Here is a 15,006-nt window from a genome sequence, read left to right as displayed (position 1 = left end):
GGAGGAAGAACGCCATGACCGTCACCAACAAGGAGATCGCCCAGCAGTTCGCAGAGCGTCTGCTCGCCATCGAAGCCGTCTCGCTGGCCCCGGATGCCCCCTTCACCTGGGCTTCCGGCCTGCATTCACCGATCTACTGCGACAACCGAGTGACCCTCTCGGACCCACAGACCCGTGACCTCATCGCTTCGGGCCTGGCCCAGCTCGTGCGCGCGAATGTCGACCAGGTCGACGTCGTCGCCGGTACTGCCACCGCTGGTATCGCCCATGCCGCGCTGGCCGCCGATCGCCTCGGCGTTCCGATGGCCTACGTCCGTTCCGCACCCAAGGACCACGGACGTGGCAATCAGATCGAGGGGTGCATTCCATCCGGGTCCAGGGTCGTCATGGTCGAGGATCTCATCTCCACCGGCGGCTCCGTACTCAAGGCTGCTCAGGCCGTCGAGCGGGAGGGATCGACGGTGGCCGGCGTCCTCGCCCTGTTCTCCTACGAGTTGGAGAAGGGGCATCGTGCGTTCGAGGAGGCCAGTCTGCCGCTGTACACGTTGTCGAACTACCCGACTCTCATCGAGGTGGCAGCGGAGTCCGGACGCATCACCCCGGAGCAGCTGGCCACCCTGCAGACCTGGTCCTCAGATCCGCAGGCCTGGTCCGACTCCCACTGATTCCTTTCATGTGAGCCCGTCCAGGCTGGCCTCATCGGCTTACATCGATGCCGAGAACCGGCTGGTGAGACATATTCGTGGCCCCGTCATATGGCGGGGCCATGAGCTCGTTCCTGGGAAAGCGATCAGAGGTAGCGGCGTGCCACCTCGACGGTTTTCCCGACATATCCGCCGCCGAAGAGGAAGCAGTGGACGATGAGCATGTGGAGCTGGTGCAACCCGATTCGCTCCTGCCAACCGTCGGCCAGCGGGGACTCCTCGTTGTACGTGGCACGGATCTCGTTGGTGAAGGGGGCACCGAAGACCGACAGGCAGGCAAGGTCCTCCTCGGCGTGACCACCCTGGGCAGCAGGATCGATGAGGACGACCCCCTCGGAGGTCCACATGAGGTTCCCGGACCACATGTCGCCGTGGGTACGCGCGGCAGGGTAGGTCACCAGCGCGGGCTGGTCGTGGTCGAACACCCCGCTGGCAAGCCGGTCGACGAGTGCGGACATGATTGCCCGGGCGTCGGCGTCAAGGCTGTCCATGTAGGGCTCGATGCGGTAACGCGCGTAGAACTCTCCCCACGAGTCGATGTGTTCACAGGGCAGAGGCAGGGGAGCACGACCGATGTACCCGCCGTCAGGGGTGAACCCGTCGGGAGCCGCTCCCAGGTGGGATGCCCCTGCTGCGTGGGTGTGGGCCAGACGTCGACCGAATTCCTCAGCTGCCTTACGGGTGGGATGGACCGGAAAGAGCTCGGGTTCCGTGAGCCAACCATTGCCGTGGTCCAAGACCTCGACTATCGCAGCCCCAGTGGGCTGAGCAGCCGCGAGCCACGTCAGCCCGGCAACCTCGTAGGCGATGGCATTCCTGTGGTGGTCGGTCTTATGAAAGGTCATGTGTTCCACGGTAGACGCGTAGGATGCGGCCGAAACCACCTCGCCCATCAGAATGGAGTCTCGTGTCCGTCGGTGATCACCTCATGACAGTCCATCTCGTGTCGATGGGCTGCGCCCGCAACGACGTCGATTCCGAGGAGCTTGCGGCCCGCATGGAGGCTGGCGGATTCCGACTCGTTGACGACCCCAGCGTGGCCGAGACGGTCGTCGTCAACACCTGCGGATTCATTGCGCAGGCCAAGAAGGACTCCGTCGACACCTTGCTGGCTGCCGCAGACCTCAAGGCTCAAGGAACCACCCAGTCGGTCGTCGCGGTGGGATGCATGGCCGAGCGATATGGACGTGAACTGGCCGAGTCCCTTCCTGAGGCCGACGCTGTGCTGGGGTTCGACGACTACGACGACATCGCGGACCGACTTCGCACCATCCTCGACGGCGGATCGATCGAGGCCCGTGTTCCCCGTGATCGTCGCACCCTGCTTCCCCTCACCCCGGTCGATCGAGGTTCAGCCAGCTCCGGCGTCTCGGTTCCCGGTCATGGCACTGCCCCCGACCTGCCGGCCTCCCTGGCTCCGGCCTCAGGCCCCCGAGCCACCCGACGTCGTCTCGGTTCGGGGCCCAGCGCACCGCTCAAGATGGCTTTGGGCTGTGATCGGCGCTGTGCCTTCTGCGCCATCCCGCGATTCCGTGGCTCCTACCTCTCCCGACCTGCCGCCGAGATTGTCGAGGAGGCACGTTGGCTGGTTGACCATGGTGTCAAGGAGGTCTTTCTCGTCAGCGAGAACTCCTCCTCCTACGGCAAGGACCTAGGGGATTTACGCGCGCTGGAGAAGCTCCTCACCGGCTTGGACCAGGTCGAGGGGCTGGAGTGGATCCGGGTGTCCTACCTGCAGCCCGCAGAACTTCGACCGGGCCTCATCGAGGCCATGGTGGCGACTGACAAGGTCGTGCCCTACTTCGATCTGTCCTTCCAGCACGCGTCAGGGCCGTTGTTGCGTCGGATGCGTCGCTTCGGCGACGCCGAGTCCTTCCTCGACATCATCGAGTCCATCCGGTCCTGTTGCCCAGAGGCCGGCTTCAGGTCGAACTTCATCACCGGTTTCCCCGGCGAGACCGAGGCTGATGTCGGAGTCCTCGCGGAATTCCTGCAGCGGGCGCGTCTCGACGTTGCTGGTGTCTTCGCCTATTCCGACGAGGAAGGTACCGAGGGAGCGACCCTTGACGGGCATGTTGACGAGAACGTCATCGCTGCTCGACGCGAGGACCTTGCCGATCTCATCGACGAGCTCGTCTCCCAGCGTGCCGAGGATCGTGTCGGCACCCGTGGGCGGGTCATGATCGAGGAGACCGACGAAGCCATTGTCGGTAGGGCGGAGCACCAGGGTCCAGAGGTTGACGGGGTCGTGACCCTCGTTGATGTTGCCGGGGCGAGCGTCGGGGACATCGTCGACGTCGAGTTCGTCGGCTCTGACGGCGTCGACCTCATTGCGCGCCCGGCGTAGGCCTGAACGTCATCGCAACGGTATGAGCACTACCGTGGTCCCACGGTACTGACGCCGATTGACCAATCCGGAACCGTTTCGGGGCGGTGGGTCGCATCACTCGTCGTCACGCGACATACTGAGCCCATGGCCACGAAGAAGGACCGCTCCAGCAACGTCAACGTTCCGAATGCGCTGACCCTGCTGAGAGTCATTGCGGTTCCCGTCTTCGGATGGATGCTCTTGGCCCATCCCCATGAAGGCAGCTGGCGGACGGCGACGACGATCGTCTTCATGCTGGCGATCCTCACCGATTTCGTCGACGGCAAGATTGCGCGCAAGTACGACCTCGTCACCAACGTCGGCAAGATTGGTGACTCCGTCGCTGACAAGGCGCTCACCGGCATGGCCTTCATCGGCCTGTCGATCCTCGGTGAGCTGCCATGGTGGATGACAATCATCATCCTGCTGCGCGAATGGGGCATCACCGTCATGCGGATGAAGATGCTCAAGTATGAGGTGATGGCGGCCAACAGGGGTGGCAAGCTCAAGACGGCGATGCAGGCCTTGGCAATCATGCTGTTCTGCCTCGGACTGTGGCGAACCCCGACCTTCGTCGATGTCATTGCCTGGGCTGTCATGATCATCGCCTTCCTGCTCACTGTCGTCACTGGCCTGGTGTACATCAGGGACGCCCTCCAGATCCGCGACCGTGCCAAGACCGCTGGGGGCAAGTCGGCGAAGTCCGGGAAGCGGAGCGTCAAGTGATCGGCGACGAAGGAGCACGTCGACTCATTGCCGGGTTGTCGGAACGCGGTCTGACGGCGGCAACCTGCGAATCCCTGACGGCCGGCCTGGTCGCGGCGACGATCACGACCGTTCCGGGCGCCTCGGCGGTGTTTCGTGGGGGGCTGGTGACGTACGCCAGCGACCTCAAGACCACGCTCGCTGGGGTCGATGCTGGCTGGATCGCCGAGAACGGGGTCATCAATTCCATCACCGCTGCTCAGATGGCGATGGGGTGTCGCAAGGCGTGCCGGGCTGATATCGGTCTGTCGTGCACCGGGGTTGCCGGGCCAGATCCCCAGAACGGTGAGGAGCCCGGAACGGTCTTCATTGGTGCGGTGTACCAGGGAGCTCCGGTCGTCAAGCGCCTCCAGTTGAGGGGGGCACGTGAAGACATTAGGCGATTGACGGTCGAGGCACTTCTTGGCCTCGGATGCGAGGTTGTGAGCCGTTCACCGAGCTGACGACAACCCCCCGCAGGAAAAGTGTGAAAAATTTCGCCGCGTAGGGAATGTTTCATCCGTTGGGGGCGTTGTCATGGATGAATCACCTAGGAGGAGACGCCCATGAAATCAGCTCTGCTGCGTGAAATACTCGGCGAGTCGCTGCGTGAGCAGAGGTTCGCACAGGGCCGTACCTTGCGGGAGGTGTCTTCTGCCGCACGCGTTTCCCTCGGATACCTGTCGGAGGTCGAGCGGGGCCAGAAGGAAGCTTCCAGCGAGCTCATCCTGGCCATTTGCACGGCTCTGGATCTACCGCAGTCCGAATTGATGCGGATCGTCAGCGACAAGATGCTCAGCAGTGAAGGCACCCCCGATCACCACATCACTGTTGCGGCATGACCACCATCCTGAACTTTTGACGTTTCCCGGTCCCGCTGGGGCCGGGAACTTCTGTGTTGTGGGCCTTTGGGGCCGCGAATTGTCCGGATTGACCTCGTCTCCGGACGACGTGCGCGGCCTGATCAGTCAGTCGGTGCGTGGACGATACGAATCGCGATTCCGAGGGCACGCAGCGTGGCCAGCTTGTCGGGATCGGCTGAGTCGTCAGTGACGAGGAGGTCGACGTCCTTGGCATCGGCCAGCTTTGCCAGGGTGACCCGACCGATCTTGGAGCCGTCGACGGCCGCGATGATGCGAGCTGCCCTCTTGATCATGGTGTGGTTTGCAGCGGCTTCGATGCCGTCGTGGGTCGTCAGGCCACCCTCGGCACTCATTCCGTCACACCCCACGATGGCGGTGCCGACGTTGACCTGCTTGAAGGTTGACTCGGCCAGGGAGCCGACCAGTTCCAAGGAGGAGGGGCGCAGCACACCGCCGGTGATGAGGACACGTTGCTGGCCCTGGCTGGCGGCCTCGAGAGCAATGCTCACGGAGTTCGTGATGAGGGTGAGATCATGACGGTGGTGCAAGGCACGCACGATCTCGGTGGTCGTCGTGCCCCCGGTGAGCCCAATCGCATGACGTCCGACGGGGAGCTCGGATGCGACGGCGTGCGCGATCGCTTCCTTGGCGCCACGACGCCGACCGTCTCGCAAATTGACGGGCAATTCGGCGCCCGTTCCAGCGCGACGAGCTGTCCCGTGTGAGCGAATGAGCAGGCCCTGCTCAGCGAGCGAGGCGACATCGCGTCGGATCGTCGCAGCGCTCGCTCCCAAGGTGGCCGCCATGTCGCGCAGGGGAACCTCGTCGTGGTCACGCAACATGGCGAGAATGGCGACCATGCGGTCGTTTCGTCGTGAGGATGACGAGCGGGCATCCGACGGCATCGTCATCGCTTCTCCTTTCGCGTGACTCACGGCTCGTGGGGGAGAGCCGCGCAGTGAGCGTTCGCACATCTGCGCTGATTTTATCCTGCCCTTAGGCTTGTCTTCATGACAGAGACCCAATTGTGGACGCGACTGGCTGAGGTTCTGGGCGACGACTACTGCCGAATCTGGGCTGCACAGCAGGCCGTACCGGGTCTCGACTCACGAACGGTGCAGGAAGCCTTGGCCGATGGAGTCGATGCCAAGACGATTTGGCGGACCTGCTGGAAAGCGCTGGAGCTGCCCGATTCGCTGCGCTGATCTGGGGGATGGGACGTGTCCCGACGATGAGGACGTGGTGTCGGAACAGAAGTGGAACAAAACCGGAACACGATGTGCTGCAAAGTCGTCAGTGGTATCTGGAAGGGTTGTCCACAAGCGAGGGGGCAGTCGTGACGGCAGTTGTCCACAGCAACGCATTGCCTGACGGATTGTCCGCCCCCGCTCCTACAGTTTGGGTGATGGCACGGGGAAACCGGTGAGTCTCCCTCATGACGACATACGACCAACTCACGACATACGACCAACGCTGCGGCGATGCCGCGCGGCAGATGAGGCGGGAGACCGCCTTCAAGGAAGGAACGACATGGCAGCGACCGCAGATCGCGAAAAGGCCCTTGCCACGGCCTTGCAGCAGATCGAGAAGCAGCACGGCAAGGGCTCCGTCATGCGCCTTGGCGAACAGGAGACAGTGAAGATTGCGGCGATCCCGACCGGGTCAGTAGCCCTGGACGTCGCCCTCGGCGTGGGAGGTCTCCCGCGTGGCCGGATCGTCGAGATCTACGGTCCGGAGTCCTCCGGCAAGACGACCGTGGCCCTGCACGCCATCGCGAATGCTCAGGCCGAAGGCGGCATCTGCGCCTTCATCGACGCCGAGCACGCCCTCGACCCGGAATACGCCCGCAAGCTTGGTGTCGACACCGACTCCCTGCTGGTGAGCCAGCCCGACAACGGTGAGCAGGCACTCGAGATTGCCGACACCCTGGTGCGGTCGGGCGCCCTCGAGCTCATCGTCGTCGACTCCGTTGCAGCCCTCACCCCGAAGGCTGAGATCGAGGGAGAGATGGGTGATTCCCATGTCGGTCTGCAGGCTCGCCTCATGAGTCAGGCCCTGCGCAAGATGACTGGTGCCCTCAACGCTGCCGGGACGACGGCCATCTTCATCAACCAGTTGCGCGAGAAGATCGGTGTCATGTTCGGCTCCCCGGAGACGACCACCGGTGGACGTGCGTTGAAGTTCTACTCCTCGGTGCGCCTGGACGTGCGTCGCATCGAGACCCTCAAGGACGGCTCCGAGATGGTTGGTAACCGTACCCGCGTCAAGGTCGTGAAGAACAAGGTCGCCCCGCCGTTCAAACAGGCCGAGTTCGACATTCTCTATGGGCAGGGCATTTCCCGAGAGGGAAGCCTTATCGACATGGGTGTGGACTGCGGAATCATCACCAAGTCCGGATCGTGGTTCAGCTACAACAATGAGCAGCTGGGCCAGGGCAAGGAGAATGTTCGCAACTTTCTCAGGGGTAACCCGGACGTCGCCAACGAGATCGAGGACAAGATCCTCACCCACCTGGGCCTGCGCGAGGTTGAGGTCCCCGAGGGGGTCGATCCCGAGACCGGTGAGGTGGCATTCTGAGCCGGCGACACAAGGATTCTCCAGAGGAGTTGACCGACGACCAGTGGTACGAGGAAGCTCGCGAGATCTGCCTCAAACGACTGGATCGTCGGGCCAACACCCGAAGTGAACTCGCAGCAGCTCTGGATTCCAAAGGTGTGCCCGAGCAGGTGCGTGAGACAGTCCTTGATCGCCTCACCGAGGTGGGGCTCGTCGATGATGCTGACTTTGCCAACCGATGGATAGCGTCCCGTCACGGTGTGCGAGGTCTGTCCCGCAGAGCAGTGGCAGTCGAATTGTCGCGCAAAGGGGTCGATTCCCAGATCATTGAGGACGCGACCTCCCAGATCACGGAGGCTGACGAGTTGGATGCCGCCACCGAACTCGCAGTGAACAAGCTGCGGGCAGGTCGAGGTGTCGAGGAAGCCCGTCTGACCCGCCGGGTGTTGGGTGCCCTGGCCCGCAAGGGCTACGGACCCCAGGTCGCCTGGGCCGCCATCCGTGCCGCCCGCGAGGAACTCGGTGAAGAACCCCCGAAGCGCCGATAACCGGCCCCTTCGACTAGGGTCGTATCGTTTGCCCCTCACCTCGGTTTTCCTGGCACCGACGTCAGGGGGGCGACGCTGCAGCTCCGAGTCAGGATGTGAGGAAGGGTGGAGGTCATGCTCATCGCACTCGTCGTGGTGGCGGTGCTCTCAGTGGCAGTCATCATTGGCTGGCTGGCAGACCGTCGAGCCATTGGCAGGAGGGCGGAACGAGCAGAGTCTGAACGTGATGCGAAGGCCTTGGAGCTTTCCCGCAGCGAGGAGCGCCTGGCTCGTGCTACTCAAGACCTTTCGGACAGTCGTGACGAGATCGCGTCAGCTCGCGTTGCGCTCGAGTCCAGTCGTGTTCGGGTCGCTGATGAGGAACGTCGGGCTGATCATGCCGAACAGGCTCGCCACAGTGCGGAGGCTTTGCTCGAGATCAACCGGCGCTCCGTCGAGGAGCTGACAGAGCGTGATCGTCAGCTGCGCGAGGCCCGTCGCCGCCTCGACGAAGGCCTCGACAAGCTCGAGAGGGATCGCTTGGAGTTGGCCGAGCGCAGCTTCCGCCTCGACGAGCGAGACGCAGAACTCGATAGACGGGATGAGCGGATCGTCACCGAGCTGGAGCGAGTTGCTGGGATGTCCCTCGACCAGGCCCGGGACGAACTTGCAGAGCACCTCAGCAGAGAGGCCCGCGTCCTGGCCGAGAATGACGCTCGAGCGATCATCGCAGAAGTGACGGAAAACGCCGAGGGCAAGGCCCGTCACATCGTGGCCGATGCCATACAGCGGTGTTCCTCCGAGATGGTTGCTGACACCGTTGTCAGCGTGGTGCCACTGCCCAGCGACGAGATGAAGGGTCGCGTCATCGGGCGAGAAGGCCGCAACGTCCGCACCTTCGAGCAGGTGACGGGAGTCACGGTCATCATCGATGACACCCCGGGTATCGTCTTGCTGAGCTGCTTCGACCCCATGCGACGCGAGGTGGCCCGACAGGCTCTCGTCGATCTGGTCGAAGATGGTCGCATCCACCCCATCAGTATCGAAAAGGCCCATCAGCGAGCCGTCGACCACATCGACCAGATGTGCCTGGGAGCCGCGTCCGAGGCGCTGTCCGAAGCCGGGATCGACGACATCGACGAGCGGCTCCTACCGATCCTCGGGTCCCTGCGCTTCCGGACCTCCTACGGCCAACAGGTCCTCGATCACTGCGTCGAGTGCGCCCGTCTTGCCGCCATCTTGGCCGCCGAAATCGGTGCCGATGTCGACACCTGTCGTCGTGCGGCCTTCCTGCACGATCTTGGTAAGTCCCTCACCCCTGGGATTGAGGGAACCCACGCGGCCATTGGCGCTGAATTGGCCCGACGTCATGGGGAATCTGATGAGGTCGTGCATGCCATTGCAGCCCACCACGATGAGATCGAACCGGTGGGCGTCACGGATCTCATCGTCAAGGCTGCTGACGCGATCTCTGCGGCCCGTCCAGGAGCACGTCGGGATTCCTTGGAGTCCCACGTTCGCCGGATGGACACCATCGAGGAGATTGCCACCAGCTTCCCCGGGGTCGAACGGTCCTTCGCGCTGCAAGCCGGACGTGAGGTCCAGGTCCTCGTCGATCCGGGCACAGTCGACGATGTGCACGCATCTCGACTCGCACGCCAGATCGCGTTGGCGGTGGGGGAACAGGTCACCGTGCCAGGACGGACCAGGGTCACCGTCATCCGTTCCTTCCAAGCCGTGGAGATGGTGGGAGAGTCCTGAGCGGTGGCTCAGGCGATTCCCCAGGTGAGGACGACCTCGTCCCTGGGCTCCAGGCGGATGACGTCGTCGTGGGTGGGCCCCTCGTTGAAGGCATCCGGCCCGCATGTCATCGGCTCGACAGCGAGGCTGAGGCGGTCATCCGGAGTGTAAATCTGCGCCCAGCCCATGGTCACATCTCCCCACAGCTCATGGCTCGTCTCACCGCTGGTGACCTTGAAACGCCATGCCGGCGATCCAACGGTGTCTCCCCGTCCCACGGTGTAGGCGGTGTCAAAGGTGCGCTGACCGAGAGACTGTCCATTCATGGTGTGGACCTCGTCCATCTCGCAGATCCGAACCGGTAACAGTCGCTCGTCGACCTGCAGCCACGAGGCGAACGGGGCGTCAACCTTCCACTCATCAATGGATCCGCCGAGGCAGAAATAGGGATGGGCGGCATAGCCGAAGGGCACCGCCTTGGCCCCGACGTTCCGAGCCCTCACAGTGACCTTCAGGCCGTGATCGTCCAGGTTGTGGGTCAGCCGGACATCAATTGTTCCAGGCCAGCCAGGCCGAGCCATGATTCGGATCTCCTGGGTCACCGAGGAGTCGGTGTGCTCAACGAGGGACCACGGTGACCACGCCACCAGACCATGAATGGCGTTGTTGCGACCGACCTCGCTGATCGCCAGCTGCTGGTCAACGTCATCGAACCGGTAGCGGCCGTCACGGATGCGGTTGGGCCAGGGAAGCAGATGCTGCCCTTGCGACGAAGCCGGCGACTGGTCAGCCTCGAAGGTCTTGATGACGTCGTCCTCGTTGTGGCGAAGGGTACGAAGGGTGGCTCCCTGCTCCGTCACGATGGCCTGCCAAGAACCATGGGAAATCTTGTACTGGGTGCCGGTGGGGAGGGTGACGTCACTGATCATGATGAAAAGTTTATCGCTGAGACCTTTGCGGACGCTAATTCTTGAGCTCTCGGTCCTGAGGGGTTCCGTCAGTTTTCGTCATCCGTTTCTTTTCCACAGTTCTCGCTGTTGTATGTATATGGTGTGTCCCGGCGGGAATTTACTCAAAGATGAGTTGTTCCGCCGGCTCAGGTGATCGTTGTACATCCTCGCGACGTCATGACGACGTGAGCGGCCGCCCAGGAGCCCTTTGACAAATAGGGGATCGCGATGAAGATCTCAGAATTCACGGCAGGGTCCATGACGGGTTAGGTGTCAGTATCAGGTACTTGTCAACGCCTGCCATCTCATCCTTGCGTCAGTCTTTCTCGCTGGATCGATTGGCACGTGCTTTTCGACTATTGACGTCCTCTTCTGTGGTGGGAGCGAATGTGGTCGGGTTTCGGTGTGCCGAAGGTATGTCCTGGCGTGGTGTAGGACTGGTCGACGGCGCGATAGCTGACGCCATCTGTCTCGCCTGGTATTTGCCAAAGGTGAAGGCACATCAGGAATTCTCCGATATTGGGGGAGGGTCGTGACGCTTTTTCCGCTCAGTGGTCCTTGGGCAATGATGACGCCTATGGGGTATCGCAACTCTGGAGAAGGTACTCACCCTGGCTGAAGTTCCTGTGGTCTCGGGGGTGTTCGTGCTGGTGCATGGCGCGATCGTGCTCGTGCTGCACACTGCGGTGTGAGAAACGGAGTGGTCCTATGGCTGGGCAGATGACGTAGAGTGTTCGCGCCATGCCCAATAACACCGTGCCGCACACCGAGGCCCCGACCTACCGGGTCGTGACCTACGGGTGTCAGATGAATGTCCATGACTCCGAACGGATTGCTGGCCTCCTCGAAGAGGCCGGCTACGTTCCCGATCCCAGAACCGACACCTTGGCGCCGGCTGACGTCGTCGTCTTCAACACCTGTGCGGTTCGCGAGAATGCCGACAATCGTCTCTACGGCACGCTCGGTCACATGGCCCCGGTGAAGTCGGCGCATCCTGGGATGCAGCTGGCCGTCGGCGGCTGCATGGCCCAGAAGGACAAGGACACCGTCGTCGCCCGGGCGCCATGGGTCGATGTGGTCTTCGGAACTCACAATGTGGGTTCTCTGCCGGCCCTCCTCAGGCGGGCTCGTCACAATGCCATGGCCCAGGTGGAGATCGAGGAGTCCCTGGTCACCTTTCCGTCGAACCTGCCGACTCGGCGCGATTCGGCATATTCGGCCTGGGTGTCGATCTCGGTGGGATGCAACAACACCTGCACCTTCTGCATTGTCCCGCAGCTGCGCGGCAAGGAAACCGATCGACGTCCCGGCGAAATCCTCTCGGAGATTCGAGCCCTCGTCGACGAGGGTGTCCAGGAGATCACCCTGCTTGGTCAGAACGTCAACTCGTACGGAGTCCAGTTCGGTGATCGTGGAGCCTTCGCCAAGTTACTGCGCGCCTGCGGCGAAATTGACGGTCTGGAGAGGGTGCGGTTCGCGTCTCCTCACCCCGCCGCTTTCACCGACGATGTCATCGAGGCGATGGCGCAGACCCCCAACGTCATGCCCAGCCTGCACATGCCCCTGCAGTCGGGATCTGACGACGTGCTGCGTCGGATGCGCCGGTCGTATCGGTCCAAGAAGTTCCTCGGCATCCTTGGCCGGGTGCGCGAGGCCATTCCAGACGCCGCCATCACCACCGACATCATCGTCGGCTTCCCAGGCGAGACCGACGCGGATTTCGCCGAGACCATGCGCGTCGTCGAGGAGTCGAGGTTTTCTGCGGCCTTCACTTTCCAATACTCCATCCGTCCCAACACGCCGGCGGGAGTCATGGGGGACCAGGTTCCCAAGCCGGTCGTCCAGGAACGGTACGAGCGCCTCGTCGAGCTCGTCGATGATATCGCATGGCAGGAGGACAAGGCCCAGGTCGGTCGCACTGTCGAGGTGATGTTCGCCGAGGGGGAGGGGCGCAAGGACGAGGCCACCCACCGCGTCACCGGTCGTGCCCGGGACAACCGACTGGTTCACGTCAGTCTTGCACCCGGGGGGGAGGTCCCGCGCCCCGGAGACATCGGCGAGGTCGTTATCACCTCCGGCCATCCTCATCATTTAGTTGCTGACGGCGGCTTGGTGAATTTGCGTCGCACTCGCGGGGGAGATGCATGGCAGATTCGCGAAGAATCATGCTCTCAGTCTGAAGCCACCATGCTCGGTATTCCTTCGGTTGGTGCGCCACGGACCTGAACGACTGGCCGGGCCGTCCGAGCCATTTCGTCATGTCGAGTCCGGTGGCCGGGAAACCTCGTCTCGAAACCCGTTCAGACATGCAACGAGGGGTTGATGCTCAGTGGAGCATCAACCCCTCGTGTCGCAGCTCATCCACTCCCATCCGGAGCGGGTCCTCTCAGGGGACAGGCCGCGTCGTGTCGTGGACGACTCAGAGGTCGCCAAGCTTGTCCTTGAGGGCATCCTGGCCCTTGTTGACCTGATCGGAGAACTTGCCGCCGGTCTTGTCGTCGACAGCGTCGCCAGCTTTGTCGATGCCCTGCTCGACCTTGTCGCTGTGCTGGCTGACCTGGCCCTTGATGTCGTCCTTGTGGTCGTTGATGGCGTCCTTGGCCTTGTCGAAGAGTCCCATGTGATCTCCTTTCGGGAGGCTTCCCCCTCTCGGGGATGACTCCTTCAGGCTACACACGAGGTGGTCCTCCCATGCGAGGCTTTTCGCTCTACGCGTTGGCTCCGATGTCGTTGCAGTGCGCAAGGATGGACGTGTGAATCTGCCGGTCATATGTCTTCTGGGGCCCACCGCCAGCGGAAAATCAGGGTTGGCGGTGCGAGTCTGTTCACGCCTGGGACGGGGGGGGCACCCCGCCGAGATCATCAACACCGATTCAATGGTGGTGTATCGAGGGATGAACATCGGTACCGCCACCCCTACGCTCGCCCAGCAGCGTGCGGTGAAGCACCACTTGGTGTCGATCCTTGATGTCACCGATCCCTGTTCAATCGTCCTCATGCAGAAGCTGGCGCGCGACGAGACCGAAGAGTGTGTGTCACGCGGTGTCATTCCGGTATTGGTCGGGGGTTCAGCCCTCTACACCAAGGCCGTCATCGATGAGATGATCGTTCCTCCCACCAACCCGAAGGTGCGAGCGAAGTGGCAGGAAAGGTTGGATGCCGAAGGCCCGAAGGCCTTGCATGAGGAGCTCGCGCGGCGAGATCCCAGGACGGCCAGATCGATCTTGCCCGGAAATGGCCGCAGAATCGTCCGGGCCCTTGAGGTCATTGAGCTCACGGGGTCGTTCACCGCGACCCTTCCCGACGGTATCTTTCACTGGCCCAACACGGTGCAGATCGGCCTGGAGCTTCCTCGTGAGGACATGGATCGGCGAATCGCGAAGCGAGTTGACCAGATGTGGGACGAAGGGCTGGTTGACGAGGTCCGCGCCCTGGCTGATGCCGGGTTGAGGGAGGGGCGCACGGCAAGCCGAGCGTTGGGATACCGACAGGTGTTGGGGTTCCTTGACGGCGACTATGACGAGGCCGAAGCCCGTCGTCGCACCGTGACCCGAACTCGACGTTTCGCCCGTAAACAGCTCATGTGGTACCGACGCGACGACCGTGTCGAGTGGTTCGATGCGCTTGATCCTGATCTCGATGACAAGGTTGTGGCGCGGGTGTTGACCGCCCTGTCCACTGGCGAGGAGGATTGACGGTATGACGACGACGTTCTGGAAGGGACACGGGACAGGCAATGACTTCGTCATTGTCGACCGTCCCGAGCCTCTCACCCCTGAACAGGTTCGATGGCTGTGTCACCGTCGATTCGGTATTGGCGCCGATGGCACCCTGCAGGCTCTGCGGGCCGGTGACGTTCCTGGCTGGGATGGCGATCCGGATCTGTGGTTCATGGACTACCGTAACGCCGACGGCACCATTGCGCAGATGTGCGGCAACGGCCTGCGAGTTTTTGCTCGTCATCTGTCCCAGACCGGGCGTATCGCAGGTGACCAGGCCGATGTCGCGACGCGCGCTGGTATTCGCCATGTCACCCTACGTGACAACGGTGACGTGTCGGTGACGATGGGAACGGTCCATGTCGATGGTGACGACGTCACCATCGAACATCAGGACATGTGGTGGCCGGCATACAAGGTTGACGTCGGCAATCCACATGCTGTGGTCGTGACGGACCACACGACCGTCGCCGCACTCAACCTTGACGAGTCGCCGACGTGGCGCCCCAGGTCGGCCTTCCCCCAAGGGGTTAACGTCGAATTCGTCGAGTGGTTGGATGACCATTCGGTCTCGATGAGGGTCCACGAGCGCGGATCGGGAGAGACGATGTCGTGCGGTACCGGAACCGTTGCGGTGGCAGCAACGATGGCCACCCGTACCGGCCACCGTGGCCCCTGGACCGTCCGGGTGCCTGGCGGTCATGTCGTTGTCGCCCTCCGTCCTGCTGATGATGGTTACGACGCAGTGCTGACAGGCCCTGCGATCATCCTCGCGTCTGGAAAGGTCGACCTTCCCGAGGAGTGAGGAACAGCACGGTCGGTGACGTGTCGTCAC

Annotated in this window: 15 protein-coding genes and 1 pseudogene; 12 read left to right on the top strand and 4 right to left on the bottom strand. The window is 62.7% G+C overall.

What is annotated here, in order from left to right; genetic code table 11:
• The first annotated feature begins 14 nt into the window (after positions 1–14).
• Positions 15–665 carry an orotate phosphoribosyltransferase gene (pyrE, locus tag ACUCCZ_RS05880; protein WP_435916669.1) on the top strand — a complete coding sequence of 217 codons (651 nt, stop codon included), beginning with the start codon at positions 15–17 and terminating at the stop codon, positions 663–665.
• Positions 666–790: 125 nt separating this feature from the next.
• On the opposite strand, the gene ACUCCZ_RS05875 is transcribed toward pyrE, so the two are convergent.
• Positions 791–1,597 carry a fructosamine kinase family protein gene (locus ACUCCZ_RS05875; RefSeq protein WP_435916668.1) on the bottom strand — a complete coding sequence of 269 codons (807 nt, stop codon included), beginning with the start codon at positions 1,595–1,597 and terminating at the stop codon, positions 791–793.
• 35 nt (positions 1,598–1,632) lie between these two features.
• Between ACUCCZ_RS05875 and rimO the strand changes: the two genes are divergently transcribed.
• The 4 genes from rimO to ACUCCZ_RS05855 all read left to right on the top strand — a co-directional run bounded on the left by rimO (position 1,633) and on the right by ACUCCZ_RS05855 (position 4,658).
• Positions 1,633–3,051 carry a 30S ribosomal protein S12 methylthiotransferase RimO gene (gene rimO, locus ACUCCZ_RS05870; RefSeq protein WP_435916667.1) on the top strand — a complete coding sequence of 473 codons (1,419 nt, stop codon included), beginning with the start codon at positions 1,633–1,635 and terminating at the stop codon, positions 3,049–3,051.
• A gap of 126 nt (positions 3,052–3,177) precedes the next feature.
• On the top strand, positions 3,178–3,798 hold the full coding sequence (gene pgsA, locus ACUCCZ_RS05865) for a CDP-diacylglycerol--glycerol-3-phosphate 3-phosphatidyltransferase (RefSeq protein WP_435916666.1): 621 nt from the start codon (positions 3,178–3,180) through the stop codon (positions 3,796–3,798).
• Positions 3,795–4,280, top strand: coding sequence for a CinA family protein (locus tag ACUCCZ_RS05860; RefSeq protein WP_435916665.1), 486 nt, complete (start codon positions 3,795–3,797; stop codon positions 4,278–4,280). The genes pgsA and ACUCCZ_RS05860 overlap by 4 nt, the downstream gene beginning before the upstream one ends.
• A gap of 102 nt (positions 4,281–4,382) precedes the next feature.
• Positions 4,383–4,658, top strand: coding sequence for a helix-turn-helix domain-containing protein (locus tag ACUCCZ_RS05855; protein WP_435916664.1), 276 nt, complete (start codon positions 4,383–4,385; stop codon positions 4,656–4,658).
• Positions 4,659–4,780: 122 nt separating this feature from the next.
• On the opposite strand, the gene ACUCCZ_RS05850 is transcribed toward ACUCCZ_RS05855, so the two are convergent.
• On the bottom strand, positions 4,781–5,539 hold the full coding sequence (locus ACUCCZ_RS05850; RefSeq protein ID WP_435917022.1) for a DeoR/GlpR family DNA-binding transcription regulator: 759 nt from the start codon (positions 5,537–5,539) through the stop codon (positions 4,781–4,783).
• Between the two features lie 150 nt (positions 5,540–5,689).
• Between ACUCCZ_RS05850 and ACUCCZ_RS05845 the strand changes: the two genes are divergently transcribed.
• The 4 genes and pseudogenes from ACUCCZ_RS05845 (at position 5,690) to rny (ending at position 9,523) form a co-directional block, all read left to right on the top strand.
• Positions 5,690–5,884 (top strand): DUF3046 domain-containing protein, encoded by a 195-nt coding sequence (locus tag ACUCCZ_RS05845; protein WP_435916663.1) that lies wholly within the window; start codon positions 5,690–5,692, stop codon positions 5,882–5,884.
• A gap of 325 nt (positions 5,885–6,209) precedes the next feature.
• Positions 6,210–7,256, top strand: coding sequence for a recombinase RecA (gene recA, locus ACUCCZ_RS05840; RefSeq protein ID WP_435916661.1), 1,047 nt, complete (start codon positions 6,210–6,212; stop codon positions 7,254–7,256).
• Positions 7,257–7,285: 29 nt separating this feature from the next.
• A pseudogene (gene recX, locus ACUCCZ_RS05835) lies at positions 7,286–7,800 on the top strand (recombination regulator RecX).
• Between the two features lie 97 nt (positions 7,801–7,897).
• Entirely contained in the window at positions 7,898–9,523 is a 1,626-nt protein-coding gene (gene rny / locus ACUCCZ_RS05830; RefSeq protein ID WP_435916660.1) for a ribonuclease Y, read from the top strand.
• 8 nt (positions 9,524–9,531) lie between these two features.
• Here the strand turns inward: rny and ACUCCZ_RS05825 are convergent, their stop codons facing one another.
• The gene (locus ACUCCZ_RS05825) at positions 9,532–10,431 is read right to left on the bottom strand and encodes an aldose 1-epimerase family protein (protein WP_435916659.1); all 900 of its coding nucleotides are present in this window, start codon (positions 10,429–10,431) and stop codon (positions 9,532–9,534) included.
• A 762-nt stretch (positions 10,432–11,193) separates the two neighbouring features.
• Here ACUCCZ_RS05825 and miaB point away from each other — a divergent pair.
• The gene (gene miaB / locus ACUCCZ_RS05820) at positions 11,194–12,678 is read left to right on the top strand and encodes a tRNA (N6-isopentenyl adenosine(37)-C2)-methylthiotransferase MiaB (RefSeq protein ID WP_435916658.1); all 1,485 of its coding nucleotides are present in this window, start codon (positions 11,194–11,196) and stop codon (positions 12,676–12,678) included.
• A gap of 193 nt (positions 12,679–12,871) precedes the next feature.
• Here miaB and ACUCCZ_RS05815 read toward each other — a convergent pair whose 3' ends face one another.
• Positions 12,872–13,072 (bottom strand): antitoxin, encoded by a 201-nt coding sequence (locus ACUCCZ_RS05815; RefSeq protein ID WP_435916657.1) that lies wholly within the window; start codon positions 13,070–13,072, stop codon positions 12,872–12,874.
• Positions 13,073–13,265: 193 nt separating this feature from the next.
• On the opposite strand from ACUCCZ_RS05815, the gene miaA reads away from it, so the two are divergent.
• Together miaA and dapF are read left to right on the top strand one after the other, a co-directional pair.
• Positions 13,266–14,147 (top strand): tRNA (adenosine(37)-N6)-dimethylallyltransferase MiaA, encoded by an 882-nt coding sequence (gene miaA, locus ACUCCZ_RS05810; RefSeq protein ID WP_435917021.1) that lies wholly within the window; start codon positions 13,266–13,268, stop codon positions 14,145–14,147.
• A 4-nt stretch (positions 14,148–14,151) separates the two neighbouring features.
• Complete coding sequence (dapF, locus tag ACUCCZ_RS05805; RefSeq protein ID WP_435916656.1) at positions 14,152–14,976, top strand: diaminopimelate epimerase; 825 nt, start codon at positions 14,152–14,154, stop codon at positions 14,974–14,976.
• The last annotated feature ends 30 nt before the right edge of the window (positions 14,977–15,006 follow it).

The organism is Cutibacterium nasicola, assembly GCF_052654715.2.
Note: the sequence above shows the minus strand (reverse complement) of the source record. Positions and strands in the feature narration are given on the sequence as shown.

Excerpts from the sequence above, each read along its gene's own strand:
- pyrE (WP_435916669.1), top strand. The coding sequence starts at position 15 with ATGACCGTCACCAACAAGGAGATCGCCCAGCAGTTCGCAGAGCGTCTG.
- ACUCCZ_RS05875 (WP_435916668.1), bottom strand. The coding sequence starts at position 1,597 with ATGGGCGAGGTGGTTTCGGCCGCATCCTACGCGTCTACCGTGGAACAC.
- rimO (WP_435916667.1), top strand. The coding sequence starts at position 1,633 with ATGACAGTCCATCTCGTGTCGATGGGCTGCGCCCGCAACGACGTCGAT.
- pgsA (WP_435916666.1), top strand. The coding sequence starts at position 3,178 with ATGGCCACGAAGAAGGACCGCTCCAGCAACGTCAACGTTCCGAATGCG.
- ACUCCZ_RS05855 (WP_435916664.1), top strand. The coding sequence starts at position 4,383 with ATGAAATCAGCTCTGCTGCGTGAAATACTCGGCGAGTCGCTGCGTGAG.
- ACUCCZ_RS05850 (WP_435917022.1), bottom strand. The coding sequence starts at position 5,539 with ATGGTCGCCATTCTCGCCATGTTGCGTGACCACGACGAGGTTCCCCTG.
- ACUCCZ_RS05845 (WP_435916663.1), top strand. The coding sequence starts at position 5,690 with ATGACAGAGACCCAATTGTGGACGCGACTGGCTGAGGTTCTGGGCGAC.
- recA (WP_435916661.1), top strand. The coding sequence starts at position 6,210 with ATGGCAGCGACCGCAGATCGCGAAAAGGCCCTTGCCACGGCCTTGCAG.
- rny (WP_435916660.1), top strand. The coding sequence starts at position 7,898 with ATGCTCATCGCACTCGTCGTGGTGGCGGTGCTCTCAGTGGCAGTCATC.
- ACUCCZ_RS05825 (WP_435916659.1), bottom strand. The coding sequence starts at position 10,431 with ATGATCAGTGACGTCACCCTCCCCACCGGCACCCAGTACAAGATTTCC.
- miaB (WP_435916658.1), top strand. The coding sequence starts at position 11,194 with ATGCCCAATAACACCGTGCCGCACACCGAGGCCCCGACCTACCGGGTC.
- ACUCCZ_RS05815 (WP_435916657.1), bottom strand. The coding sequence starts at position 13,072 with ATGGGACTCTTCGACAAGGCCAAGGACGCCATCAACGACCACAAGGAC.
- dapF (WP_435916656.1), top strand. The coding sequence starts at position 14,152 with ATGACGACGACGTTCTGGAAGGGACACGGGACAGGCAATGACTTCGTC.